This window comes from Streptomyces spinoverrucosus, from assembly GCF_006539505.1.
Classification (GTDB): domain Bacteria; phylum Actinomycetota; class Actinomycetes; order Streptomycetales; family Streptomycetaceae; genus Streptomyces; species Streptomyces spinoverrucosus.
The window spans coordinates 199,185-221,383 of the sequence record NZ_BJND01000017.1; the positions used below are offsets into that span (position 1 = coordinate 199,185).

The following is a 22,199-nucleotide window of genomic DNA, read 5'->3' on the forward strand; positions in this document are numbered from 1 at the left end:
GGTAAAACACCCCCTGGAATGCGGTCGCTAATCCCGGTGTCTGGGATATAAATACCGTGGCGACCGTCTATTCCGTTTGCTCGCTCAACCGGGGGTGCAGGTGCCAGGCAGTCAAAAGCGTTGCGCTGCGGCGGTGTGCTGCTGGTTCCTCCTGCTGGTCGCCATGCTGCCCACGCTGATCCTGTACACCCCCGAGGCACGGTTCGGTGCCACACTCGCCATGCAATGCGTCGTCGTGGCGCATGCCGGAACAGCGCTCACCCGGGTTCTCACGGATACCTCGGTGCGGCTTGTCGCACTCGGTTTCTGGGTCTTCGCCTATGTATGGCTCGGGCTCGCGCCGCTCGCCATGCTCGCCACCGACACATATCCCCTGGAATACCGGACCGGCGACTCCACCGCCTTCGCCGCCGCGGCGCTGACGGAACTCGGGCTCCTCGCCTACAGCGGGGGTACGGCACTCGCCACCAGGAGCGCGACCCGCCGGTCGCTCGTGCTCGAACCCCTGCTGTCCCGCAGGCTCACGCCCTGGCCCGTGCTCCTGCTGTGCGGCCTGTCGCTGGTTCTGGCGGTCATCGTGCTGCCGCAGCAGGAGGGCGGCCTGCAGGCCTTCTTCACGAGCAGGCAGGCCTTGCGGCAGTCGGGCGCCGAGGCAGAAGACCCGGTGCGGGCGCTGCAGGTGTGGGCCGTCGCCGTTCCCGCCTTCTGGGCGCTGGTGGCCCTGGTGCACCTGCCACGTCGGCCGGCGGGGGACCGGTTGCTGCGGGGTGTGCGCTGGATGCTGCTCCCGGCTCTCCTGGCACTCAACGTCATCGTCAACAACCCGATCAGCAGGCCCCGCTTCTGGGCCGGGACCGTCCTTCTGGTGCTGCTTTTCTCCTGGCGCCGATTCAGCAGCCCCAGGGCTTTCCGGATCGCTGCCGCGGCCCTCACGATCGGGGTGCTGTTCGTCTTCCCGTACAGCGACTACTTCCGTTACGACGAACGCGAAGTCGTCGAGGTGCTGAGCCTCACGGAACAGTTCAGCACCGCCATGGACTACGACGCCTTCCAGCAGATGCAGACCGGCATCGACTACGTGAAGGACAACGGATTCTCACCGTCGGCCGCGCTCGGTCCCGTCCTGTTCATGGTGCCCCGCGCCATCTGGCCCGACAAACCGCAGACCACGGGCATCGCATTCGCCGAGTACGCGGGCTACGACTTCCACAACCTTTCCGCACCGCTGTGGATCGAGACGTATCTCTGGGGCGGTGGTCCCTGCGTGGTCGCCGCCTTCTGCCTGCTGGGTCTGGCCGGGCGCCGCATGGACGACCTGAGGGAACGGATGCGGGGCGGGCACAGCACGCTGGCCGCTCTCCTGGTACCCGCTGTCGCCTTCTACCAGCTGGTCCTCCTGCGCGGCAGCCTCATGGCGATCGTCGGACCCCTGCTGCTGCTCCTCGTGGTTCCGCTCTTCATCACCACTCGCCCCGTCGCCCGGTCGTCCCCGTCCCGGTCACCGGCGCGGCCGCCCGCGAGGGCGGGCCACGCTCCCATTCCCGGACACAGGAGGCATTCGTGACCAGCTCCCCCGGCTACGACGACCGGTACGCCGAACCGGACCAGCTCCGCGACCAGCTGCGCCGACTGCTCAGGTACCGCGTGACCATCGCGACGGGCATCGTCCTGGGGCTGCTCGGCGGACTGCTGCTGGTGCTGCTGACCGCGGGCAGCTACAGCTCCACCAGCGAGGTGCTCGTCCGCTCCAGAACGGACCCGTTCAGCACGTTCGGCGTGGCCGCCGACAACCAGGTCAGCATGGGCACGGAACGGCAGATCGCGCTCAGCGCCACCGTCGCGGCCCGCGCGGCGAGGACGCTCGGCCGGCCCTCCAAGGCCGCCCCGCTGCTGGCGAACCTGCGCGTCACCAATCCCCCGGACACCCAGGTGCTCAGGTTCGCGTACACAGCCGGCACGGCGAAGGGGGCGGCCCGGGTGACCAACGCGTTCGCCGAGGCCTACCTCGCCGATCGCCAGGACCGGACCAAGGCCATGGTGAAGCGGATGACGAGCGGCCTGGAGCAGCAGATCGACGTGCTGGCCAAGCGCATCGAGGCGAAGTCCGACGACGACCCCGCCACGTCGGCGGCCGGCCTGCGGGACCAGATCAGTGTGCTGCAGAAGCGGGTGTCGGACATCAGGTCCTACGACACCACCGGAGGGGACATCGTGCGCCGGGCCGAGCCGCCGGCGCGCCCCTCCGGACCGGGCCCCGCGTGGCTCATCGGCCTCGGGCTGATCGGCGGTCTCCTCCTCGGCGTGGTGCTCGCCTGGCTGCGATCCGCCCTGGAGCCGCGGGCGCGCTCGGTCGGCGAAGTCCAGGCCGCACTGGGCGCTCGGGTGCTGGGCATCGTCCCAGGTGCTGACGCGGACGACGCGGACCCTCTGGTGGTCGGCCGGGCCGGCGGCAGTCGCGCGGAGGCCTACCGCACCCTCGCCTTCCTCCTGAGGAAAACCGAGGGCCGCACCGCCGCCGGCACTCTGCTCGTCGTGGCGCCGAAGGAGGACGGCAACGCCGAGGCCGCCGCGGTGAACCTCGCCGCCGCGTTCGCCGAGTCCGGCGACGACGTGCTGCTGGTGGACGCCACCGCCGGCGCACCCGGCCTGCCGGCGCGGCTGCCGCTGCTGGCCGACGCCTGCGCACCAGTCGGCGCTCCCGAGGGCAGTGCGGTCGTCGACGCGGGCACGGCCGGACGGTTCGCGCTCCTCCCGGACAGCCGTGGCACCACCGGTGACAACAGGCCTGCGGCCTCGGCGGTGACGCGCGCCCTGCCCTACGCCGAATCCGGTAGGCCCGTGCTGGTCATCACCCGACCCCTGCTCGAACACGCTGACGCTCTCGCGGTGGCCCAGCGCGTGGACGGCGTCCTCGTGGTGGGCGGCCTGAACCGGTCCAGGCGCGACGACCTCAAGCGGGTTCGCGAGCTGATCGACTGCTCGGGCGGACACATCGTGGGCGCGGTTCTCGACAGCGGCGCACGACGCCGCCTGCTGCGCCGTGCCGTGGACGGCGGCTGGGGCCGCCGGATCGGGCAGCGGGACCCGGACACCACGCCGTCCACGCCGGCCGACGACCTGGTCGGGGAAGTGCCCGCGCCCGTGCAGGACGACACACTCAGCGTCTCCCGATGAGCGCGTCCGGAACGGCCGTGCCCGTCACCGATAGGCCGGCCGCCCGGTGCGGGATCGCCGCCACCGCGCGGGGCGGGTGGTGGGGCTTCCTGGGATCGACGGTCAACGCCGTCTTCGGCTACGTCCTCGTCACCCTGGTCACCCGCGCCCTCGGGGCGTACGGGGCGGGAGCGGTGTTCACCGGCGTCGCCGTCTTCACCATCCTCTGCAACACCTGCAAGCTCGGTGCCGACACCGGACTGGTGCGCTTCGTCTCCCGTGACCTGGCCACCAGCGGGGGCCGCCAGGTGGGCGCGCTCATGCGCAGCGCCGTGCTGCCCGGGGCCGCGGTGAGTACCGCCGCCGCCGCGCTGCTCTTCCTGTCGCCCTGGACGGCGACCGCGTTGCTGCCGAATCTCGCCCGCGACGACGCGGTGACCCTCATGCGGCTGTTCGCCCTGTTCCTCCCGCTGGCCACGGTCACGCTGATCCTGCTCGGTGCCACCCAGGGATACGGCACCGTGGTGCCGTTCGTCGGTGTCGAGCAGATCGGCAAACCGGTCCTGCGGGTCCTGATCGCCGTCCCCGTCGCGCTGCTGGCGCCGGGTGTCCTGGGGCTGGCCACCGCCTGGCTCGCCCCCACCCTGGCCGGCGTCGTCATCGCCTGCGTCGCCCTGCGACGGTGCCGCCGCCGTACGGACCCCGGACCCGCCCCCGTGCCTGCCGAGGCCACCACCCGGCAGGGATTCTGGGCGTTCGCCGCGCCCCGGGCGATCTCCTCCGTCTTCGACATCAGCTCGGTGTGGGTGGGGGTCATCCTGCTGTCGGGCCTGGCGACGAGTGAAGAGGCGGGCATCTACACGGCCGTCGGCCGGGTCGTCATCGCGGCCACGCTGATCCAGCTCGCCATCCGGCTGGCCGTCGCGCCGGAGATCAGCCGTCTCCTCGCCGTGGGCGACCTCCCGCAGGCCTGTCATCTGCACCGCGTCTCCACGCGCTGGGTCGTGCTGTTCTCCTGGCCGCTGCTCGCGCTGCTGACCAGTTTCCCGGGCACCGTTCTGTCCCTGTTCGGGCCGGAGTTCGAGCAGGGGGCGGACGCGCTGGTCGTGCTGTGCATCGCCTCGGCGGTCAACGTCGGGGTCGGCAACGCCCAGACGGTGCTGCTCATGGCCGGCAAGAGCTCCTGGCATCTGGCGGTCACCGGTGCCGCGTTCGCCGTGCAGCTGGCGGTCGGCGTGCTGGCCGTTCCCCGGCTGGGCGTCATGGGAGCCGCCCTGTCCTGGGGGGTGGCGCTCGTCGTCGAGAACCTCGTCTCGGCCGCGCTGGTGCGGCGGCATCCGGGCTTCACGGTCGTCGACAACGAGTACCTCCTGGCGACGGCCACCGGGCTGTGCCTCACTGCGCCCCCGCTTCTTGCCGCCAGGCTGCTGGCTGGTGACACGACCGCCGGACTTGCCGTCGCAATCGCCTTGGGATTGTGTGCATTCGGTATAAGTTTGTGGAGATTTCGTACCCCGCTGGGAGTGCGAGAGCTCGTCGGTGTGCTGCGCGATCGCGCCACATAGGGCCGTCGCAGAACCGAAACCGCCGCACCCTCTTCCCCTCTCACCACCCGTACCTCCTGCACCCCGGGATGTTCCATGCGCCTGAGAAAACGCACGACGAGGGTCGCCACGACTGCTTCCATCGCGGCCCTCCTCGCGGCCGCCACGCTCATGACCGCCTCCGCCTCCGCCTCGGCCGCCGACGAACAGACCCTGGCCGCCGACACGTTGGCGACATGGCAGACGGACGGCATCGTCTGGTCGGTCGAGCACGCCCGCGGCGTCGTGTACGTCGGCGGCACCTTCGACAGCGTCCGTCCGCCGGGCGCGCAGCCCGGCGAGAGGGAGGTCCCCCGGAAGAACTTCGCCGCGTTCGACGCCGACACCGGCGAACTGCTGCCCTGTGCCCCGGAGCTCTCCGGCGGCGGCGACACCGTACGGGCGCTGAAGGCGTCGAGCGACGGCGAAGTGCTGTACGTCGGCGGCTCGTTCGGCTCCGCCGACGACACGAAGGTAGCCAGCGCGGTCGCGTTCAACACGGCCGACTGCTCGCTGCGCAAGGACTTCCGCCCCGCCGTGTCCTCGTTCGTCAGGGCCATCGAGGTGACGGACAAGGCGGTCTATCTGGGCGGCGATTTCGTGCTCGTCAACGGCGAGACGAGGCGGCGCATCGCGGCGTTCACCCCAGGCGGTGAGCTGCTGCCCTTCGCCGCGGACATCGACGGTTCCGTCCGGGCCATCAAAGCCGCACTCGAACACGGCAAGATTCTTGTCGGCGGCGACTTCGACGTGGTCAACGGCGCGAACGACCACGCGCTGGTCGCTCTGCATCCCTCGACCGGCGCGACGGTGGCCTCCTACCCGGACTGGCTCCCGAGACGATCGGCGGTGCGGTCGCTGGCCCGCGACGACACCAACTTCTACGTGGGAGCCCAGGGCATGGGGACGGGCATCTTCGACGGGCGCATCGCCGGGCGGCTGTCCAGCGGCGAGATGGTGTGGAAGGACTACTGCCTGGGCGCCACGCAGGCCGTCCTGGTGCACCGCGGTGTTCTCTACAGCGGTTCGCACGCCCACGACTGCAGCCGTACGCCGGGGGGTTTCCCCGAGCACTACAACCGCCAGCACCTCCTGGCCAACTCGGTCCGTGACGGGCACATCCTGCACTGGTTCCCCGACACCAATGGGGGGATCGGCGAGCAGAGCGGCCCCCGGGCGATGGTGATGGCCGGTGAAATCCTCTGGGTGGGCGGGGAGTTCACCACCGTCAACGACCAACCGCAACAGGGCCTGACGCGCTTCGCCCCCGAACCCGACACCGGAGCCCCGGAGAACCCGCCGCAGCTCCGGGTCGCGGACTCCAGCCCCGGCCGGACCACGCTCACCTGGCGTGCCGCCTGGGACCGCGACGACGCGGAGCTGACGTATCTGATCTACCGGGACGGCGTCCACGTGGCCTCGCGCAAGCAGCAGTCCACCTCGTGGGACCGGCCGGACATGACGTACACGGACTACGTCACCCCCGGCTCCCGTCACCGCTACACGATCGCCGTCACCGACGGTCGGAACGCCTCGCCCCAGTCGGAGCCGCTCGACGTGACCGCGGCCGCGGAAGAGCGGTCGACGGGAGGACAGTGATGGGAGAACGTCTCGGATACGCGCCCGGGGTCTTCGACCTCTTCCATGTGGGCCACCTCAACATCCTGCGCCGAGCACGGGCGAACTGCGACCGGCTCGTCGCGGGTGTCTGCTCCGACGACCTGGTGGTGCAGCTGAAGGGCAGACCGCCCGTCGTACCGCTCTCCGAGCGGCTGGAGATCGTCGGCAGCGTCCGCTACGTGGACGACACCTACGTCGCGACCATGGCCGACAAGATCAAGATCTGGAACGACATCGGTTTCGACGTCATCTACAAAGGCGACGACTGGCTGGGCACGGAGGTCTGGACGAAGCTCGAAGAGGCCTTCGCGAAGGTCGGCGTGGAGGTTGTCTACTTCCCCTACACCGCCCACACCTCCAGCACCCGCCTCCGCGAGGCACTCGATCTCTTCGCGGCGGATGCGGGCCGCTGACGGCTCCTTCCACGCGGAAACCGGGCGGGGGCGGGGCCGGCGCCCCCGCCCGGTCGGCTCAGATGCGGTGGACCGTGTGCAGTCTGGTGGCGTACGTGCCCGTGCCGTCCAGGAGTGATGCGCCGCCCAGGTCGGACATGGTGGGGCCGTTGATCGTCTTGCGGCTGGAGAGGAAGCGGCGTTTGCCTGCCGTGTCCTTGCCGAGGTAGATGCCGACGTGGTCCACCGTGACCGTCGGGGTGTCGTCGCCCGAGTCGGCGTTGAAGAGGACCAGGTCGCCGGGCTGGAGCAGGGCCGCGGCGGGCGGGTTCGTGCCGTCGGTGCGGTCGATGCGTACGCCGGGGGCGTGCTCGGCCATGTCGCGGGACTTGCGGGGTATCCGGGTGCCGGAGGTGTCCTGGCCCGCGGCCATCGGTACGCCCATGTGGTAGCCGTACACCATCCGCGTGTAGCCCGAGCAGTCCAGGTTGCCGACCTGCTTGCTGGACGGGCCGGTGTATGCGCCGTCGGGGAAGGTCCAGCCGACGTTCATGTACTCGTGGAAGTCGGCGCCCTCGTAGCGGTAGCCCTCCGGGTCCAGGTAGCCGTACCCGGACTCGCCCAGGACCTGCTTGTCCTTGGCCGGTCCGGAGCCGGCGACGACGGCGGGCGCACCGGCGAGGAACATCGCCGCGTGAGCCAGGACGTCCGGCGCGGTGGAGCCGGCCCAGCCACGGACGATCTCTTCGATTGCCGGGGTCCAGTTGCCGTCGAAGGGTTCCGGCAGGACGCGCACCCAGTCGCCGTGGGTGACCGTGGGCGGCGTCGCCCAGTTCGCGGCGCTCACCTCGAAGTGGCTGACGAGCAGCTTGACCGGCAGGTTGGTGCAGCCGTCGTTGGCGAGGGCGCGCAGGCCTACGCGTCCCTTGCCGAAGGTGGGGTCGGTGACGTCGACGGCCCAGGCGGACGGTTCCGCGGTGGCGGAGCGCCAGGCCTTGACCCGGATGCGGGTGCCCTCGCGGCGGACCCGGATGGTCCAGTCGGTGCCCGCGGGGACGTCGGTGGCCAGGGTGGTGGCGGACGTCAGCTGGGTGACCGCGTCGGCGACCTCCTTCTCCACCCGCAGCTGGACGTCGCCGCCGGTGGTGAAGGACAGCCGGGCCCGGTAGTTGTTGTGGGTGTCCTGGTAGCCGAAGGACAGCGCGTAGGAGCAGGCCTGGCCGGTGGGCACCTTGTCGAACCGGGCCACCGAGCGGACGTCCACGTCCGTGATCTCGCCGTCCCGGACGCTGGCGTGGCGGCTGGCGTAGTCGGTGGTGAGGGCGATGACGCCGGTGCCGGGCTGCACCGAGTAGTCCGTGTCGGCGGGGCCGAGGGTGGACCAGTTTCCGCCGCCGGGGGAGCTGCCCCATCCGTCCTGCAGGGTGCGCTGGAAGTCGTCGACGAAGGGCTTCTTGTTCTCCGTGAAGGTCCGCTCCGGGCCGGGCAGTACGACGGTCCGGGCGCCGTGGGTCAGCAGGGCGACGCGGCGGCCGCCGGAGGTGACCTCGGTGCGGGCCGGGGTTCCCGGCAGCACGGTGGCGGTCAGGGGCGTGCTCAGGGTCACCTGTGTGAAGTAGGAGGCGTCCAGCGGTGGCAGTGTCACCGAGGAGCGGGCCGAGGTGAGGCCGGTTGCCCCGGCGAAGGGCTCGACGGCATGGATCGACTCGGCGGCGCGCGCCGGGGCGGCGGCCAGGCCGCTGAACGGGACGGAGGCGGCCGAGGCCGCGAAGACGGCGAGCAGACTGCGCCGGGAGGTGATCGACATGCCGACCATGATCGGGGCAGGCGGGTGGCGGAAGATAGCCGTCCGCGTGGGCGAGGAGGGCGGTGGTGGGAGATGCCTGTCTGCGTGGTGGGCGGGGGCGGTGGCGGGGTGCCTGTCTGCGTGGTGGGCGGGGGCGGAGGCGGGGTGCCTGTCTGCGTGGTGGGCGGGGGCGGTGGCGGGGGGTGCCTGTCTGCGTGGGCGGGGAGGGCGGTGGTGGGAGGTGCCTGTCTGCCTGGTCGATGAGGGCGGCGGTGGGAGATGCCTGTCCGCGTGGGCGGACGAGGCGGGCGGCGGCGATCCCTGAGGGCCCGGTGCGGGCGTCGTACCTGATCGGCGTAGTGGCGCGTGGCAGCGGCAGCGGGTGGATCGGTCACGGCTTACGGTCCCCGTATGGAGCGGGTCCCCGTATGAAACCCAGAGCGGGCGTCGGGCTCACCTCGGTCATGGTGGCGCTCACGCTGACGACCGGCATGATCGAGGCCGTCAGCTTTCTCGTGCTGGGCCCGGTGTTCACGGCGGTGCAGACCGGGAACCTCCTCTTCCTCGCCTTCGCACTCACCGGCGCAGCGGGACTCTCCCCGGCCGCGGCCGGTGTCTCGTGCGCCGCCTTCGCGGTCGGCGCGGTGCTCGGCTCCCGGTTCGAGACGATCGTCGACGTCCACGGCCGCCGCTGGTTCGTGCCCGGCCTGATGACCGAGGCGCTGCTGCTGGGGCTCGGTGGTCTGGTCGCGTGGCGCACCGGCGTCGACGAGCAGGGCGGGCCGGTCACCGGTCACCATTTCGTCGTGATCGCCCTGGTGGCCGCGGCCATGGGCGTACGTAACGTCACCACCCTGCGCGTAGGGGTCCCGGACGTACCCACGACCGTGTCCACCCGCGCCCTGACCGCACTCCTCGGCGGGCTGTCCCCGCTCGCCGACCCCCGCATCGGTTCGGGCCTGCGCCACGAAGGCCGCCGCTTCGCCTCGGTCGCCGCCATGTTCGCGGGTGGCCTTGTGGGGGCCTGGCTGCTGCATGAGGCGGTTCGCCCGGCGGTGGTCCTGCTGGTGCCTGCCGTGGTCGTTCTGGCGCTGGGCGCGGTGTTCTGGGCGATGCCGCGGGGGCGGACGTCGGAGCCGGGGTGAGGGTCTCCGGCGTGATCCTCGGCTCGGTGACCTACGTACTTCCGCATCGCCTGCACCTGCGGCTCACGGCCCCCGTCCCACCTTGCGTTTGACCTAGGTCACGTCCGGGGTATTCTCTCCGGCTCGATTGGCGGACGCCCTGCCCCATATGGCAGACTGTCCGAGTTGCTCGGTCGAGTGTTGATGCTGCGCGCCTCCCGCCGGGAGGACCGGAAGCGAGTCCCACAGTACTCGTCGTCCCTGATCAGGGGCGGACGTACGGGAATCTTCCGGGAAGCGTGGGCGCGGCACCGGCCAGGCGCCCGGTGGGCCTCTAGCCCCCGGTTCACGGTTCGGTAGGGCCGTGTCAATCCCGCAGGGATGTTCGGACAAGGGACATCCGTGTCAGCGGGAGTGCGACACGCCCGACCGCGTGGGTCGGAGAAACGAAGAGAACACCGGGTTCCAGAGCTGTAGAGAGACAGGACTACGAAGTAGCCATGGCGGGACAGAAGATCCGCATCCGGCTCAAGGCCTACGACCACGAGGTCATCGACTCCTCGGCGAAGAAGATCGTCGAGACGGTGACCCGCACTGGTGCGTCGGTCGCGGGCCCGGTGCCGCTGCCCACTGAGAAGAACGTGTACTGCGTCATCAAGTCGCCGCACAAGTACAAGGACTCGCGCGAGCACTTCGAGATGCGCACGCACAAGCGCCTGATCGACATCCTCGACCCGACCCCCAAGACCGTTGACTCTCTGATGCGACTCGACCTCCCGGCCGGCGTCGACATCGAGATCAAGCTCTGAGGCCGGTGATCTGAGAGATGGCTAAGCAGATCAAGGGCATCCTGGGCGAGAAGCTCGGCATGACGCAGGTGTGGGACGAGAACAACCGTGTTGTTCCGGTCACCGTCGTCAAGGCCGGCCCGAACGTCGTCACCCAGGTCCGTACGAACGACACCGACGGCTACGAGTCGGTCCAGATCGCCTTCGGCGAGATCGACCCGCGCAAGGTGAACAAGCCCCTCAAGGGCCACTTCGCCAAGGCCGACGTCACCCCCCGTCGTCACCTCGTCGAGATCCGCACCGCGGACGCCTCCGAGTACACGCTCGGCCAGGAGATCACCGCTGAGGTGTTCGAGGCCGGCGTCAAGGTCGACGTGACCGGCAAGAGCAAGGGCAAGGGCTTCGCCGGTGTCATGAAGCGCCACAACTTCCGTGGCCTCGGCGCCGGGCACGGCACCCAGCGCAAGCACCGCTCGCCCGGTTCCATCGGTGGCTGCGCCACCCCGGGCCGCGTGTTCAAGGGCCTCCGCATGGCGGGTCGCATGGGCAACGAGCGGGTCACCACCCAGAACCTGACCGTCCACGCCGTTGACGCGGAGAAGGGTCTGCTGCTCATCAAGGGCGCGGTTCCCGGTCCGAACGGCGGCCTCGTCCTGGTCCGCACCGCGGCCAAGGGGGCCTGAGGTAACCGATGAGCACTGTTGACATCCTTTCGCCGGCGGGCGACAAGGCCGGTTCCGTCGAGCTCCCCGCGGAGATCTTCGGCGTTGAGAAGGTCAGCATCCCGCTGATCCACCAGGTCGTCGTCGCGCAGCTGGCTGCAGCCCGTCAGGGCACGCACAAGACCAAGACCCGTGGCGAGGTCCGCGGCGGTGGCAAGAAGCCGTACCGCCAGAAGGGCACCGGCCGCGCCCGTCAGGGCTCGACCCGCGCGCCGCAGTTCGCCGGCGGTGGCGTCGTCCACGGCCCGCAGCCGCGCGACTACTCGCAGCGGACCCCGAAGAAGATGAAGGCCGCGGCCCTGCGCCACGCCCTCACCGACCGGGCCCGCCACAACCGCATCCACGTCGTCTCCGGCGTCGTCGAGGGCGAGACGCCGTCGACGAAGTCCGCCAAGACGCTGTTCGGCAAGATCTCGGAGCGCAAGAACCTGCTCCTGGTCGTCGACCGCGCCGACGAGGCCGCGTGGCTGTCCGCCCGCAACCTGCCCCAGGTCCACATCCTGGAGCCGGGCCAGCTGAACACGTACGACGTTCTCGTCTCGGACGACGTGGTCTTCACCAAGGCCGCTTTCGAGTCCTTCGTGTCGGGCCCGAAGGCCGATGACACCGAAGGGAGCGAGGCCTGATGGCTATCCGTCACCCCGCCATTGCCTCGAAGGCCGCCAAGGCCGCCAAGGCCGCTCGCGTCGCCAAGGCGCGTCGCCACGCCGCCGAGGGCAAGAACACCGTCGAGACGCCGCTGAGCAAGTCGTACACGGACCCCCGTGACGTCCTGCTGAAGCCGGTTGTCTCCGAGAAGAGCTACGCGCTCCTCGACGAGAACAAGTACACGTTCGTCGTCGACCCGCGTGCCAACAAGACCCAGATCAAGGAGGCCGTGCAGTCGGTCTTCCAGGTCAAGGTCACCGGGGTCAACACGATCAACCGCCAGGGCAAGCGCAAGCGGACCCGCACCGGGTTCGGCCAGCGTGCCGCCACCAAGCGCGCGATCGTGACCCTCGCCGAGGGCGACCGTATCGACATCTTCGGCGGTCCGACCTCCTAACCGGGGGTCCGGATCGTCCGATATCGGACGAGGACTGAGAAATGGGTATCCGCAAGTACAAGCCGACGACTCCTGGCCGTCGTGGCGCCAGCGTCGCCGACTTCGTCGAGGTCACGCGGTCCACGCCGGAGAAGTCGCTGGTCCGTCCCCTGCACAGCAAGGGCGGCCGTAACAATTCCGGTCGTGTGACCGTTCGCCACCAGGGTGGCGGACACAAGCGCGCCTTCCGCGTGATCGACTTCCGTCGTCACGACAAGGACGGCGTGCCGGCGAAGGTCGCGCACATCGAGTACGACCCCAACCGCACCGCGCGCATCGCGCTGCTGCACTACGCGGACGGCGAGAAGCGCTACATCCTCGCCCCGCGCAACCTGCAGCAGGGCGACCGTGTGGAGAACGGTCCCGGGGCCGACATCAAGCCGGGCAACAACCTGGCCCTCCGCAACATCCCGGTCGGTACCACGATCCACGCGATCGAGCTCCGTCCCGGTGGCGGTGCCAAGTTCGCCCGCTCCGCCGGTGCCTCCGTGCAGCTGCTCGCGAAGGAGGGCTCGATGGCCCACCTGCGCATGCCGTCCGGAGAGATCCGCCTGGTCGACGTGCGCTGCCGCGCCACCGTCGGCGAGGTCGGCAACGCCGAGCAGTCGAACATCAACTGGGGTAAGGCGGGCCGCAAGCGCTGGCTGGGCGTTCGCCCGACCGTGCGTGGTGTGGTCATGAACCCGGTCGACCACCCGCACGGTGGTGGTGAGGGCCGTACCTCCGGTGGCCGCCACCCGGTCTCCCCGTGGGGCAAGAAGGAAGGCCGTACTCGTTCTCCCAAGAAGGCGAGCAACAAGTACATCGTCCGCCGCCGCAAGACGAACAAGAAGCGCTAAGGACGGGTTGAGATGCCTCGTAGTTTGAAGAAGGGACCCTTCGTCGACGACCACCTGATGAAGAAGGTGGACGCTCAGAACGAAGCCGGTACCAAGAACGTCATCAAGACCTGGTCCCGCCGCTCCATGATCGTGCCGGACATGCTCGGCCACACGCTCGCGGTGCACAACGGCAAGACCCACATCCCGGTGTTCGTCACCGAGTCGATGGTCGGCCACAAGCTCGGCGAGTTCTCGCCGACGCGCACCTTCCGGGGTCACGTCAAGGAAGACCGGAAGTCGAAGCGCCGCTAGTAGCGGATCGCATTCAGACACGTAAGTAACTGAAGGGACAACCATGGAAGCCAGGGCCCAGGCGCGGTACATCCGCGTCACGCCCATGAAGGCCCGCCGCGTGGTGGACCTCATCCGTGGCATGGACGCCACGGAGGCCCAGGCTGTTCTGCGATTCGCTCCGCAGGCAGCCTCCGTGCCGGTCGGCAAGGTGCTCGACAGCGCCATCGCCAACGCCGCGCACAACTACGACCACACCGACGCCGACAGCCTCTACATCTCCGAGGCGTACGTCGACGAGGGTCCGACCCTGAAGCGGTTCCGGCCGCGCGCCCAGGGCCGTGCCTACCGGATCCGCAAGCGGACCAGCCACATCACCGTGGTCGTCAGCAGCAAGGAAGGAACCCGGTAATGGGCCAGAAGGTAAACCCGCATGGGTTCCGGCTCGGTGTCACGACCGACTTCAAGTCGCGTTGGTACGCCGACAAGCTGTACAAGGACTACGTCAAGGAAGACGTCGCCATCCGTCGGATGATGACGTCCGGCATGGAGCGCGCCGGTATCTCGAAGGTTGAGATCGAGCGCACCCGTGACCGTGTCCGCGTGGACATCCACACCGCTCGCCCGGGCATCGTCATCGGCCGCCGTGGCGCCGAGGCCGACCGCATCCGCGGTGACCTGGAGAAGCTGACCGGCAAGCAGGTCCAGCTGAACATCCTCGAGGTCAAGAACCCGGAGACGGACGCTCAGCTGGTGGCCCAGGCCGTCGCCGAGCAGCTGTCCTCCCGCGTCTCCTTCCGCCGCGCCATGCGCAAGAGCATGCAGTCGGCGATGAAGGCGGGCGCCAAGGGCATCAAGATCCAGTGCGGTGGCCGTCTCGGCGGCGCCGAGATGTCCCGCTCGGAGTTCTACCGCGAGGGCCGTGTGCCCCTGCACACGCTCCGCGCGAACGTGGACTACGGCTTCTTCGAGGCCAAGACGACCTTCGGCCGCATCGGTGTGAAGGTCTGGATCTACAAGGGCGACGTCAAGAACATCGCCGAGGTCCGCGCCGAGAACGCTGCCGCCCGTGCGGGTAACCGCCCGGCTCGCGGTGGCGCTGGCGACCGCCCGGCCCGTGGTGGCCGTGGTGGCGAGCGGCGCGGTCGCAAGCCGCAGCAGGCTGCCGGCGCCGAGGCCCCCAAGGCCGAGGCTCCCGCGGCTGCCGCTCCGGCTGAGAGCACCGGAACGGAGGCCTGACCGACATGCTGATCCCCCGTAGGGTCAAGCACCGCAAGCAGCACCACCCGAAGCGCTCTGGCATGTCCAAGGGTGGAACGCAGGTTGCGTTCGGCGAGTACGGCATCCAGGCGCTGACCCCGGCGTACGTCACGAACCGCCAGATCGAGGCGGCTCGTATCGCCATGACCCGTCACATCAAGCGTGGCGGCAAGGTCTGGATCAACATCTACCCGGACCGCCCCCTGACGAAGAAGCCCGCCGAGACCCGCATGGGTTCCGGTAAGGGTTCTCCCGAGTGGTGGGTGGCCAACGTCAAGCCCGGACGCGTGATGTTCGAGCTGTCGTACCCCAACGAGAAGATCGCCCGTGAGGCGCTGACGCGTGCGGCCCACAAGCTGCCGATGAAGTGCCGGATCGTCAAGCGCGAGGCAGGTGAAGCGTGATGTCGGCCGGTACCAAGGCGTCCGAGCTGCGCGAGCTGGGCAACGAGGAGCTTCTGGCGAAGCTTCGCGAGGCCAAGGAAGAGCTGTTCAACCTCCGCTTCCAGGCGGCGACGGGCCAGCTCGAGAACCACGGCCGTCTGAAGGCGGTCCGCAAGGACATCGCCCGGATCTACACCCTCATGCGTGAGCGTGAGCTCGGCATTGAGACGGTGGAGAACGCCTGATGAGCGAGAACAACGTGACTGACCAGAACACTGAGGCGCGCGGCTTCCGCAAGACCCGTGAGGGCTACGTCGTCAGCGACAAGATGGACAAGACCGTCGTCGTCGCCGTCGAGGACCGCGTCAAGCACGCGCTGTACGGCAAGGTCATCCGCCGTACCAACAAGCTCAAGGCGCACGACGAGCAGAACGCCGCGGGTGTCGGCGACCGCGTCCTCCTGATGGAGACCCGGCCGCTGTCCGCGACGAAGCGCTGGCGCGTCGTCGAGATCCTCGAGAAGGCCAAGTAATCCCTGCGGGGCAAACCCCGCAGGACAGTTCCGCCAGGCTCCGGGGGCCGTTGAAGGACGGCCCCCGGGGAACCGGCAGACGATCAGGAGATAGACGTGATCCAGCAGGAGTCGCGGCTGCGTGTCGCCGACAACACTGGTGCGAAGGAGATCCTTTGCATCCGTGTGCTCGGTGGCTCCGGTCGCCGCTACGCGGGTATCGGTGACGTCATCGTCGCCACCGTCAAGGACGCGATCCCCGGTGGCAACGTGAAGAAGGGTGACGTCGTCAAGGCGGTCATCGTTCGCACCGTCAAGGAGCGCCGCCGTCCGGACGGCTCGTACATCCGCTTCGACGAGAACGCCGCCGTCATTCTGAAGAACGACGGCGACCCTCGCGGCACCCGTATCTTCGGCCCCGTGGGCCGTGAGCTGCGCGAGAAGAAGTTCATGAAGATCATCTCGCTCGCGCCGGAGGTGCTGTAAGCATGAAGATCAAGAAGGGCGACCTGGTCCAGGTCATCACCGGCAAGGACAAGGGCAAGCAGGGCAAGGTCATCGCGGCCTTCCCCCGCGAGGACCGTGTCCTGGTCGAGGGTGTCAACCGGGTCAAGAAGCACACCAAGGCCGGTCCCACGGCTCGCGGTTCGCAGGCCGGTGGCATCGTCACGACCGAGGCGCCGATCCACGTCTCCAACGTCCAGCTGGTCGTTGAGAAGGACGGCAAGAAGGTCGTGACCCGCGTCGGCTACCGCTTCGACGAAGAGGGCAACAAGATCCGCGTTGCCAAGCGGACGGGTGAGGACATCTGATGACGACCACCACCACTCCGCGCCTGAAGACGAAGTACCGCGAGGAGATCGTCGGCAAGCTGCGTGACGAGTTCAAGTACGAGAACGTCATGCAGGTTCCGGGCCTCGTCAAGATCGTGGTCAACATGGGTGTGGGCGACGCCGCCCGCGACTCCAAGCTGATCGAGGGCGCCATCCGCGACCTCACCACGATCACCGGTCAGAAGCCGGCCGTCACCAAGGCCCGCAAGTCCATCGCGCAGTTCAAGCTGCGTGAGGGCCAGCCGATCGGTGCCCACGTCACGCTCCGTGGCGACCGCATGTGGGAGTTCCTGGACCGCACCCTGTCGCTCGCGCTGCCGCGCATCCGCGACTTCCGCGGCCTGTCCCCCAAGCAGTTCGACGGCCGTGGCAACTACACCTTCGGTCTCACGGAGCAGGTCATGTTCCACGAGATCGACCAGGACAAGATCGACCGCGTCCGGGGTATGGACATCACCGTGGTCACCACGGCGACCAACGACGCTGAGGGCCGCGCGCTCCTTCGTCACCTCGGCTTCCCCTTCAAGGAGGCGTGAGCGAGATGGCGAAGAAGGCTCTGATCGCTAAGGCTGCTCGCAAGCCCAAGTTCGGTGTGCGTGGCTACACCCGCTGCCAGCGCTGCGGCCGTCCGCACTCCGTGTACCGCAAGTTCGGCCTGTGCCGCGTGTGCCTTCGTGAGATGGCTCACCGTGGCGAGCTGCCGGGCGTGACCAAGAGCTCCTGGTAATTCCGGTAATTCGGGATTCCTGAAGCTCTCGGTAAGCAATGGGCGTGTCAGGCGCCCTCCTCTCCATGCCATAGGCTTGGAGGGTTGGGCGCCTGACTGCCGCCCGTACGCCCGTGGGCAGGGCCCACTAATGTTTGCTTACTACGCCGTAGGTCCACCGCGCCGCACCCGTCCCGTCTCGGATCGGGGAGAGGGATGGCGCACCAGGAAACCCCGGCGAGAGAGGCCGAAGGCCAATTCATGACCATGACTGATCCGATCGCAGACATGCTTACGCGTCTGCGGAACGCGAACTCGGCGTACCACGACACCGTGGCGATGCCGCACTCGAAGATCAAGTCTCACATCGCGGAGATCCTCCAGCAGGAGGGCTTCATCACGGGCTGGCGCGTCGAGGACGCCGAGGTCGGCAAGAACCTCGTCCTCGAGCTGAAGTTCGGCCCCAACCGTGAGCGCTCCATCGCGGGCATCAAGCGGATCTCCAAGCCCGGTCTCCGGGTGTACGCGAAGTCCACCAACCTGCCGAAGGTGCTCGGTGGCCTGGGCGTGGCGATCATCTCCACGTCCCACGGGCTCCTCACCGACAAGCAGGCCGGCAAGAAGGGCGTAGGCGGAGAAGTTCTCGCCTACGTCTGGTAACGGAAGGGAACGGAGGAAACAGCTATGTCGCGCATCGGCAAGCTCCCCATCGCGGTTCCCGCCGGCGTGGACGTCACCATCGACGGCCGCACGGTCTCGGTCAAGGGCCCCAAGGGCGAGCTGACCCACACCGTCGCCGCGCCGATCGAGATCGTCAAGGGTGAGGACGGCGTCCTGAACGTCACCCGCCCCAACGACGAGCGTCAGAACAAGGCCCTGCACGGCCTGTCCCGCACGCTGGTGGCGAACATGATCACCGGCGTGACCCAGGGTTACGTGAAGAAGCTCGAGATCAGCGGTGTCGGTTACCGCGTGCAGGCCAAGGGCTCGAACCTGGAGTTCGCGCTCGGCTACAGCCACCCGATCACGGTCGAGGCCCCCGAGGGCATCACCTTCAAGGTGGAGACCCCGACCCGTTTCTCGGTCGAGGGCATCGACAAGCAGAAGGTCGGCGAGGTTGCGGCCAACATCCGCAAGCTGCGCAAGCCCGACCCGTACAAGGCCAAGGGCGTCAAGTACGAGGGCGAAGTCATCCGCCGCAAGGTCGGAAAGGCGGGTAAGTAAGCCATGGCATACGGACAGAAGATCCTGAAGGGCGACGCCTACAAGCGCGCCGCGATCAAGCGCCGTCACATCCGGATCCGCAAGCGGATCTCCGGTACGGCGGAGCGTCCCCGTCTGGTCGTTACCCGCTCGAACCGCCACATCGTGGCCCAGGTGATCGACGACATCAAGGGTCACACCCTGGCGTCGGCGTCCACCCTGGACACCTCGGTCCGCGGTGGCGAGGGCGACAAGTCCGCGCAGGCCAAGCAGGTCGGCGCCCTGGTCGCCGAGCGTGCCAAGGCCGCCGGTGTCGAGGCCGTCGTGTTCGACCGTGGTGGCAACCAGTACGCCGGGCGCATCGCCGCCCTGGCGGACGCCGCCCGCGAAGCCGGGCTCAAGTTCTGAGCCTGCCGTAGCTAGCGGAAACAGAGAGAGGTAAATCCAATGGCTGGACCCCAGCGCCGCGGTGGCGGTGCCGGTGGCGGCGAGCGGCGGGACCGGAAGGGCCGTGACGGCGGCGCAGCTGCCGCCGAGAAGACCGCGTACGTTGAGCGCGTTGTCGCGATCAACCGCGTCGCCAAGGTTGTGAAGGGTGGTCGTCGCTTCAGCTTCACCGCGCTGGTCGTGGTGGGCGACGGTGACGGCACCGTGGGTGTCGGATACGGCAAGGCCAAGGAGGTGCCGGCCGCCATCGCCAAGGGCGTTGAGGAGGCCAAGAAGCACTTCTTCAAGGTCCCCCGGATCCAGGGCACCATCCCGCACCCGATCCAGGGTGAGAAGGCTGCCGGTGTCGTGCTCCTGAAGCCGGCGTCGCCGGGTACCGGTGTTATCGCCGGTGGTCCGGTGCGTGCCGTGCTGGAGTGCGCCGGTATCCACGACGTGCTGTCGAAGTCGCTCGGCTCCGACAACGCCATCAACATCGTGCACGCGACCGTGGAGGCCCTGAAGGGCCTGCAGCGTCCCGAGGAGATCGCGGCCCGCCGTGGTCTGCCGCTCGAGGACGTCGCCCCCGCGGCTCTTCTCCGTGCGCGTGCCGGGGCGGGTGTGTGATCATGGCGCAGCTCAAGATCACGCAGGTCAAGTCCTACATCGGCAGCAAGCAGAACCACCGTGACACCCTGCGGTCGCTTGGTCTCAAGGGGATCAACACCGTGGTCGTCAAGGAGGACCGCCCCGAGTTCCGCGGCATGGTGCACACCGTCCGCCACCTCGTGACGGTCGAGGAGGTCGACTGATCATGGCGGAGCAGAACCCGCTCAAGATCCACAACCTCCGTCCCGCCCCGGGCGCCAAGACCGCCAAGACCCGTGTCGGTCGTGGTGAGGCGTCGAAGGGTAAGACGGCCGGTCGTGGTACCAAGGGCACCAAGGCCCGCTACCAGGTTCCGGAGCGCTTCGAGGGTGGCCAGATGCCGCTGCACATGCGCCTCCCGAAGCTGAAGGGCTTCAAGAACCCGTTCAAGACCGAGTACCAGGTCGTGAACCTCGACAAGCTGGCCGCCCTCTACCCGGAGGGTGGCGAGGTCACCGTCGAGGGTCTGGTGGCCAAGGGCGCCGTTCGCAAGAACAGCCTCGTCAAGGTGCTCGGCCAGGGCGAAATCTCCGTGGCGCTGCAGGTGACGGTCGACGCCGTCTCCGGCTCCGCCAAGGAGAAGATCACCGCCGCCGGCGGTACCGTCACCGAGCTCGTCTGAACGCATCAGGCGTCTCGATGACTTGAGCGAACCCGACCGGGGATGCCCCACAAATGGGGTATCCCCGGTTGGTCGTTCCAAGGGGGGCAGTCCCGCGGGTAAGGTGGCCTGCACTGCCAACTTTCACAGCTGCCGCACCTCGGGCACTTTGAGCGGCAGTTGACCGTTACCCATGTCGTTGTTCTATTGGAACCTCAAGACCGTCACCCTTGACGCAGATGCGCGGGGGTCGCAGGAGGCACCGTGCTCACCGCGTTCGCCCGGGCGTTCAAGACGCCCGACCTGCGCAAGAAGCTGCTCTTCACGCTCGGCATCATCGTGGTGTACCGGATCGGCACGCACATCCCGATTCCGGGCGTCGACTACCAGAACGTCCAGACCTGCATCGACGTAGCCAAGGGCAACCAGGGTCTGTTCGGTCTGGTCAACATGTTCAGCGGCGGGGCCCTGCTCCAGATCACGATCTTCGCGCTCGGCATCATGCCGTACATCACCGCGAGCATCATCCTGCAACTCCTGACGGTGGTGATCCCCCGCCTCGAAGCCCTCAAGAAGGAGGGTCAGGCCGGTACGGCGAAGATCACGCAGTACACCCGCTACCTGACCGTGGCGCTCGCCGTCCTGCAGGGCACCGGCCTCGTCGCCACCGCCCGCAGCGGCTCCCTTTTCTCCGGCTGCCCGGTCGCCAACCAGATCGTCCCCGACCAGTCGATCTTCGTCACGATCACCATGGTCATCGTGATGACCGCCGGTACGGCTGTCGTGATGTGGCTCGGCGAGCTCATCACCGACCGCGGCATCGGCAACGGCATGTCGATCCTGATGTTCATCTCGATCGCCGCCACCTTCCCGGCCGCCCTGTGGGCCATCAAGCAGCAGGGCTCGCTGGCCGACGGCTGGATCGAGTTCGGCACGGTCATCCTCGTCGGCCTGTTCATGGTCGGCCTGGTGGTCTTCGTCGAGCAGGCCCAGCGCCGTATCCCGGTGCAGTACGCCAAGCGCATGATCGGCCGCCGGGCCTACGGCGGTACGTCCACGTACATCCCGCTCAAGGTCAACCAGGCGGGTGTGATCCCCGTCATCTTCGCCTCGTCGCTGCTCTACATTCCGGCGCTGATCGTCCAGTTCGCCAATTCCCAGGCCGGGTGGGCGACTTGGATCACACAGAACCTGGCCGACACGGCGGCGCCCGTGCACATCACGTTCTACTTCTTCCTGATCGTCTTCTTCGCGTTCTTCTACGTGGCGATCTCCTTCAACCCTGAAGAAGTCGCCGACAACATGAAGAAGTATGGTGGCTTCATCCCGGGTATCCGGGCTGGCCGACCGACCGCTGAGTACCTCAGCTACGTACTCAACCGGATCACCTGGCCGGGGTCGCTGTATCTGGGGCTGATCGCTCTCGTGCCAACAATGGCGTTGGCCGGATTTGGGGCAAACCAGAACTTCCCGTTCGGCGGTACCAGCATCCTGATCATCGTGGGTGTCGGTCTCGAGACGGTGAAGCAGATCGAGAGCCAGCTCCAGCAGCGCAATTACGAAGGGTTCCTCCGCTGATGCGAATCGTCCTCGTCGGGCCGCCGGGTGCCGGTAAGGGTACGCAGGCCACGCGCCTTGCCGAAAAGCTGTCGATCCCGCACATCTCCACGGGCGACCTGTTCCGCGCCAACATCAGTCGGCAGACGGAGCTCGGCAAGCTGGCGAAGTCGTACATGGACGCCGGCAACCTGGTACCGGACGAGGTCACCATCGCCATGGCGAAGGACCGCATGGAGCAGCCGGACGCCGAGAACGGCTTCCTGCTGGACGGCTTCCCGCGCAATGTCTCGCAGGCCGAGGCGCTGGACGAGCTGCTCCAGTCCGAGGGCATCAAGCTGGACGCGGTGCTGGACCTGGAGGCCCCCGAGGACGAGGTCGTCAAGCGGATCGCCGGGCGGCGGATCTGCCGCAAGGACTCCGCGCACGTGTTCCACGTGACGTACAGCGCGCCGAAGAAGGAGGGCGTCTGCGACGTCTGCGGCGGTGAGCTGTACCAGCGGGACGACGACTCCGAGGAGACCGTGCGCAAGCGGCTGGAGGTCTACCACACGCAGACCGAGCCGATCATCGACTACTACAAGGCGCAGGGGCTGGTCGTGACCATCTCGGCGATGGGTGCGGTCGACGAGGTCACGGGGCGTGCGCTGGGGGCGCTCAAGCGCGAGGACGACGCTCAGTAGTCGTGTTTGGTACCTGATGGCGGC

Annotated in this window: 30 protein-coding genes; 29 read left to right on the forward strand and 1 reads right to left on the reverse strand. The window is 68.3% G+C overall.

From position 1 onward, the window contains the following. Nucleotides 1-133 precede the first annotated feature (133 nt). The 5 genes from SSP24_RS12670 to SSP24_RS12690 all read left to right on the forward strand — a co-directional run bounded on the left by SSP24_RS12670 (nucleotide 134) and on the right by SSP24_RS12690 (nucleotide 6,769). The gene (locus tag SSP24_RS12670) at nucleotides 134-1,564 is read left to right on the forward strand and encodes a hypothetical protein (protein WP_141309616.1); all 1,431 of its coding nucleotides are present in this window, start codon (nucleotides 134-136) and stop codon (nucleotides 1,562-1,564) included. Further along, a complete protein-coding gene (locus SSP24_RS12675; RefSeq protein WP_141309617.1) occupies nucleotides 1,561-3,174 on the forward strand; it encodes a hypothetical protein in 1,614 nt (537 codons plus the stop codon). Before SSP24_RS12670 ends, SSP24_RS12675 begins: the two co-directional genes overlap by 4 nt. Then, a complete protein-coding gene (locus tag SSP24_RS12680) occupies nucleotides 3,171-4,718 on the forward strand; it encodes an oligosaccharide flippase family protein (RefSeq protein ID WP_141309618.1) in 1,548 nt (515 codons plus the stop codon). Before SSP24_RS12675 ends, SSP24_RS12680 begins: the two co-directional genes overlap by 4 nt. A gap of 75 nt (nucleotides 4,719-4,793) precedes the next feature. Further along, nucleotides 4,794-6,335: a fibronectin type III domain-containing protein gene (locus tag SSP24_RS12685; protein WP_141309619.1), complete on the forward strand. Its 1,542-nt coding sequence runs from the start codon at nucleotides 4,794-4,796 to the stop codon at nucleotides 6,333-6,335. After that, nucleotides 6,335-6,769 carry an FAD synthase family protein gene (locus SSP24_RS12690; protein WP_141309620.1) on the forward strand — a complete coding sequence of 145 codons (435 nt, stop codon included), beginning with the start codon at nucleotides 6,335-6,337 and terminating at the stop codon, nucleotides 6,767-6,769. Before SSP24_RS12685 ends, SSP24_RS12690 begins: the two co-directional genes overlap by 1 nt. A gap of 58 nt (nucleotides 6,770-6,827) precedes the next feature. Here SSP24_RS12690 and SSP24_RS12695 read toward each other — a convergent pair whose 3' ends face one another. After that, nucleotides 6,828-8,555, reverse strand: coding sequence for an NlpC/P60 family protein (locus tag SSP24_RS12695; protein WP_141309621.1), 1,728 nt, complete (start codon nucleotides 8,553-8,555; stop codon nucleotides 6,828-6,830). 407 nt (nucleotides 8,556-8,962) lie between these two features. Here SSP24_RS12695 and SSP24_RS12700 point away from each other — a divergent pair, with 407 nt between their 5' ends. The 24 genes from SSP24_RS12700 to SSP24_RS12820 all read left to right on the forward strand — a co-directional run bounded on the left by SSP24_RS12700 (nucleotide 8,963) and on the right by SSP24_RS12820 (nucleotide 22,175). After that, entirely contained in the window at nucleotides 8,963-9,679 is a 717-nt protein-coding gene (locus SSP24_RS12700) for a YoaK family protein (RefSeq protein ID WP_141309622.1), read from the forward strand. A gap of 479 nt (nucleotides 9,680-10,158) precedes the next feature. Further along, nucleotides 10,159-10,467 (forward strand): 30S ribosomal protein S10, encoded by a 309-nt coding sequence (gene rpsJ, locus SSP24_RS12705; protein ID WP_003948644.1) that lies wholly within the window; start codon nucleotides 10,159-10,161, stop codon nucleotides 10,465-10,467. A gap of 17 nt (nucleotides 10,468-10,484) precedes the next feature. Further along, nucleotides 10,485-11,129: a 50S ribosomal protein L3 gene (rplC, locus tag SSP24_RS12710; RefSeq protein WP_129799277.1), complete on the forward strand. Its 645-nt coding sequence runs from the start codon at nucleotides 10,485-10,487 to the stop codon at nucleotides 11,127-11,129. Between the two features lie 8 nt (nucleotides 11,130-11,137). Then, nucleotides 11,138-11,794, forward strand: a complete 657-nt coding sequence (rplD, locus tag SSP24_RS12715; RefSeq protein WP_141309623.1) for a 50S ribosomal protein L4 — start codon at nucleotides 11,138-11,140, stop codon at nucleotides 11,792-11,794. Continuing rightward, nucleotides 11,794-12,213 (forward strand): 50S ribosomal protein L23, encoded by a 420-nt coding sequence (gene rplW, locus SSP24_RS12720; RefSeq protein ID WP_141309624.1) that lies wholly within the window; start codon nucleotides 11,794-11,796, stop codon nucleotides 12,211-12,213. The genes rplD and rplW overlap by 1 nt, the downstream gene beginning before the upstream one ends. 41 nt (nucleotides 12,214-12,254) lie before the next feature. Next, nucleotides 12,255-13,091 (forward strand): 50S ribosomal protein L2, encoded by an 837-nt coding sequence (rplB, locus tag SSP24_RS12725; protein WP_141309625.1) that lies wholly within the window; start codon nucleotides 12,255-12,257, stop codon nucleotides 13,089-13,091. 12 nt (nucleotides 13,092-13,103) lie between these two features. Beyond that, on the forward strand, nucleotides 13,104-13,385 hold the full coding sequence (rpsS, locus tag SSP24_RS12730) for a 30S ribosomal protein S19 (protein WP_141309626.1): 282 nt from the start codon (nucleotides 13,104-13,106) through the stop codon (nucleotides 13,383-13,385). A gap of 43 nt (nucleotides 13,386-13,428) precedes the next feature. Further along, nucleotides 13,429-13,776: a 50S ribosomal protein L22 gene (gene rplV / locus SSP24_RS12735; RefSeq protein ID WP_019329637.1), complete on the forward strand. Its 348-nt coding sequence runs from the start codon at nucleotides 13,429-13,431 to the stop codon at nucleotides 13,774-13,776. Then, nucleotides 13,776-14,603, forward strand: a complete 828-nt coding sequence (gene rpsC, locus SSP24_RS12740; RefSeq protein ID WP_141309627.1) for a 30S ribosomal protein S3 — start codon at nucleotides 13,776-13,778, stop codon at nucleotides 14,601-14,603. The genes rplV and rpsC overlap by 1 nt, the downstream gene beginning before the upstream one ends. Nucleotides 14,604-14,608: 5 nt before the next feature. Continuing rightward, a complete protein-coding gene (gene rplP / locus SSP24_RS12745; RefSeq protein ID WP_093613754.1) occupies nucleotides 14,609-15,028 on the forward strand; it encodes a 50S ribosomal protein L16 in 420 nt (139 codons plus the stop codon). Further along, nucleotides 15,028-15,252, forward strand: coding sequence for a 50S ribosomal protein L29 (rpmC, locus tag SSP24_RS12750; RefSeq protein ID WP_007494763.1), 225 nt, complete (start codon nucleotides 15,028-15,030; stop codon nucleotides 15,250-15,252). Before rplP ends, rpmC begins: the two co-directional genes overlap by 1 nt. Beyond that, complete coding sequence (gene rpsQ, locus SSP24_RS12755) at nucleotides 15,252-15,539, forward strand: 30S ribosomal protein S17 (RefSeq protein WP_141309628.1); 288 nt, start codon at nucleotides 15,252-15,254, stop codon at nucleotides 15,537-15,539. Before rpmC ends, rpsQ begins: the two co-directional genes overlap by 1 nt. A gap of 96 nt (nucleotides 15,540-15,635) precedes the next feature. Beyond that, nucleotides 15,636-16,004 (forward strand): 50S ribosomal protein L14, encoded by a 369-nt coding sequence (gene rplN / locus SSP24_RS12760; protein ID WP_003998823.1) that lies wholly within the window; start codon nucleotides 15,636-15,638, stop codon nucleotides 16,002-16,004. Nucleotides 16,005-16,006: 2 nt separating this feature from the next. Further along, entirely contained in the window at nucleotides 16,007-16,330 is a 324-nt protein-coding gene (rplX, locus tag SSP24_RS12765; protein ID WP_009327082.1) for a 50S ribosomal protein L24, read from the forward strand. Further along, nucleotides 16,330-16,887, forward strand: a complete 558-nt coding sequence (gene rplE, locus SSP24_RS12770) for a 50S ribosomal protein L5 (protein WP_141309629.1) — start codon at nucleotides 16,330-16,332, stop codon at nucleotides 16,885-16,887. The genes rplX and rplE overlap by 1 nt, the downstream gene beginning before the upstream one ends. 5 nt (nucleotides 16,888-16,892) lie before the next feature. Beyond that, nucleotides 16,893-17,078: a type Z 30S ribosomal protein S14 gene (locus SSP24_RS12775; protein ID WP_003948630.1), complete on the forward strand. Its 186-nt coding sequence runs from the start codon at nucleotides 16,893-16,895 to the stop codon at nucleotides 17,076-17,078. A 240-nt stretch (nucleotides 17,079-17,318) separates the two neighbouring features. After that, nucleotides 17,319-17,717 (forward strand): 30S ribosomal protein S8, encoded by a 399-nt coding sequence (rpsH, locus tag SSP24_RS12785; RefSeq protein WP_129799270.1) that lies wholly within the window; start codon nucleotides 17,319-17,321, stop codon nucleotides 17,715-17,717. A 24-nt stretch (nucleotides 17,718-17,741) separates the two neighbouring features. Beyond that, a complete protein-coding gene (gene rplF, locus SSP24_RS12790) occupies nucleotides 17,742-18,281 on the forward strand; it encodes a 50S ribosomal protein L6 (RefSeq protein ID WP_141309630.1) in 540 nt (179 codons plus the stop codon). A gap of 3 nt (nucleotides 18,282-18,284) precedes the next feature. After that, nucleotides 18,285-18,668 carry a 50S ribosomal protein L18 gene (rplR, locus tag SSP24_RS12795; RefSeq protein ID WP_055632352.1) on the forward strand — a complete coding sequence of 128 codons (384 nt, stop codon included), beginning with the start codon at nucleotides 18,285-18,287 and terminating at the stop codon, nucleotides 18,666-18,668. Between the two features lie 39 nt (nucleotides 18,669-18,707). Beyond that, on the forward strand, nucleotides 18,708-19,313 hold the full coding sequence (rpsE, locus tag SSP24_RS12800; protein WP_004984517.1) for a 30S ribosomal protein S5: 606 nt from the start codon (nucleotides 18,708-18,710) through the stop codon (nucleotides 19,311-19,313). Between the two features lie 2 nt (nucleotides 19,314-19,315). Continuing rightward, entirely contained in the window at nucleotides 19,316-19,498 is a 183-nt protein-coding gene (rpmD, locus tag SSP24_RS12805) for a 50S ribosomal protein L30 (RefSeq protein ID WP_003998814.1), read from the forward strand. A 2-nt stretch (nucleotides 19,499-19,500) separates the two neighbouring features. Further along, nucleotides 19,501-19,956: a 50S ribosomal protein L15 gene (gene rplO / locus SSP24_RS12810; protein WP_014674382.1), complete on the forward strand. Its 456-nt coding sequence runs from the start codon at nucleotides 19,501-19,503 to the stop codon at nucleotides 19,954-19,956. A 243-nt stretch (nucleotides 19,957-20,199) separates the two neighbouring features. After that, on the forward strand, nucleotides 20,200-21,513 hold the full coding sequence (gene secY / locus SSP24_RS12815) for a preprotein translocase subunit SecY (RefSeq protein ID WP_141309631.1): 1,314 nt from the start codon (nucleotides 20,200-20,202) through the stop codon (nucleotides 21,511-21,513). Next, nucleotides 21,513-22,175, forward strand: coding sequence for an adenylate kinase (locus tag SSP24_RS12820; RefSeq protein WP_141309632.1), 663 nt, complete (start codon nucleotides 21,513-21,515; stop codon nucleotides 22,173-22,175). The genes secY and SSP24_RS12820 overlap by 1 nt, the downstream gene beginning before the upstream one ends. Nucleotides 22,176-22,199 lie beyond the last annotated feature (24 nt).

What these genes read in the sequence shown, in the direction of transcription:
- SSP24_RS12680 (WP_141309618.1), top strand. Translation starts at nt 3,171, where the DNA reads ATGAGCGCGTCCGGAACGGCCGTGCCCGTCACCGATAGGCCGGCCGCC.
- SSP24_RS12685 (WP_141309619.1), top strand. Translation starts at nt 4,794, where the DNA reads ATGCGCCTGAGAAAACGCACGACGAGGGTCGCCACGACTGCTTCCATC.
- SSP24_RS12690 (WP_141309620.1), top strand. Translation starts at nt 6,335, where the DNA reads ATGGGAGAACGTCTCGGATACGCGCCCGGGGTCTTCGACCTCTTCCAT.
- SSP24_RS12695 (WP_141309621.1), bottom strand. Translation starts at nt 8,555, where the DNA reads ATGTCGATCACCTCCCGGCGCAGTCTGCTCGCCGTCTTCGCGGCCTCG.
- SSP24_RS12700 (WP_141309622.1), top strand. Translation starts at nt 8,963, where the DNA reads ATGAAACCCAGAGCGGGCGTCGGGCTCACCTCGGTCATGGTGGCGCTC.
- rpsJ (WP_003948644.1), top strand. Translation starts at nt 10,159, where the DNA reads ATGGCGGGACAGAAGATCCGCATCCGGCTCAAGGCCTACGACCACGAG.
- rplC (WP_129799277.1), top strand. Translation starts at nt 10,485, where the DNA reads ATGGCTAAGCAGATCAAGGGCATCCTGGGCGAGAAGCTCGGCATGACG.
- rplD (WP_141309623.1), top strand. Translation starts at nt 11,138, where the DNA reads ATGAGCACTGTTGACATCCTTTCGCCGGCGGGCGACAAGGCCGGTTCC.
- rplW (WP_141309624.1), top strand. Translation starts at nt 11,794, where the DNA reads ATGGCTATCCGTCACCCCGCCATTGCCTCGAAGGCCGCCAAGGCCGCC.
- rplB (WP_141309625.1), top strand. Translation starts at nt 12,255, where the DNA reads ATGGGTATCCGCAAGTACAAGCCGACGACTCCTGGCCGTCGTGGCGCC.
- rpsS (WP_141309626.1), top strand. Translation starts at nt 13,104, where the DNA reads ATGCCTCGTAGTTTGAAGAAGGGACCCTTCGTCGACGACCACCTGATG.
- rplV (WP_019329637.1), top strand. Translation starts at nt 13,429, where the DNA reads ATGGAAGCCAGGGCCCAGGCGCGGTACATCCGCGTCACGCCCATGAAG.
- rpsC (WP_141309627.1), top strand. Translation starts at nt 13,776, where the DNA reads ATGGGCCAGAAGGTAAACCCGCATGGGTTCCGGCTCGGTGTCACGACC.
- rplP (WP_093613754.1), top strand. Translation starts at nt 14,609, where the DNA reads ATGCTGATCCCCCGTAGGGTCAAGCACCGCAAGCAGCACCACCCGAAG.
- rpmC (WP_007494763.1), top strand. Translation starts at nt 15,028, where the DNA reads ATGTCGGCCGGTACCAAGGCGTCCGAGCTGCGCGAGCTGGGCAACGAG.
- rpsQ (WP_141309628.1), top strand. Translation starts at nt 15,252, where the DNA reads ATGAGCGAGAACAACGTGACTGACCAGAACACTGAGGCGCGCGGCTTC.
- rplX (WP_009327082.1), top strand. Translation starts at nt 16,007, where the DNA reads ATGAAGATCAAGAAGGGCGACCTGGTCCAGGTCATCACCGGCAAGGAC.
- rplE (WP_141309629.1), top strand. Translation starts at nt 16,330, where the DNA reads ATGACGACCACCACCACTCCGCGCCTGAAGACGAAGTACCGCGAGGAG.
- SSP24_RS12775 (WP_003948630.1), top strand. Translation starts at nt 16,893, where the DNA reads ATGGCGAAGAAGGCTCTGATCGCTAAGGCTGCTCGCAAGCCCAAGTTC.
- rpsH (WP_129799270.1), top strand. Translation starts at nt 17,319, where the DNA reads ATGACCATGACTGATCCGATCGCAGACATGCTTACGCGTCTGCGGAAC.
- rplF (WP_141309630.1), top strand. Translation starts at nt 17,742, where the DNA reads ATGTCGCGCATCGGCAAGCTCCCCATCGCGGTTCCCGCCGGCGTGGAC.
- rplR (WP_055632352.1), top strand. Translation starts at nt 18,285, where the DNA reads ATGGCATACGGACAGAAGATCCTGAAGGGCGACGCCTACAAGCGCGCC.
- rpsE (WP_004984517.1), top strand. Translation starts at nt 18,708, where the DNA reads ATGGCTGGACCCCAGCGCCGCGGTGGCGGTGCCGGTGGCGGCGAGCGG.
- rpmD (WP_003998814.1), top strand. Translation starts at nt 19,316, where the DNA reads ATGGCGCAGCTCAAGATCACGCAGGTCAAGTCCTACATCGGCAGCAAG.
- rplO (WP_014674382.1), top strand. Translation starts at nt 19,501, where the DNA reads ATGGCGGAGCAGAACCCGCTCAAGATCCACAACCTCCGTCCCGCCCCG.
- SSP24_RS12820 (WP_141309632.1), top strand. Translation starts at nt 21,513, where the DNA reads ATGCGAATCGTCCTCGTCGGGCCGCCGGGTGCCGGTAAGGGTACGCAG.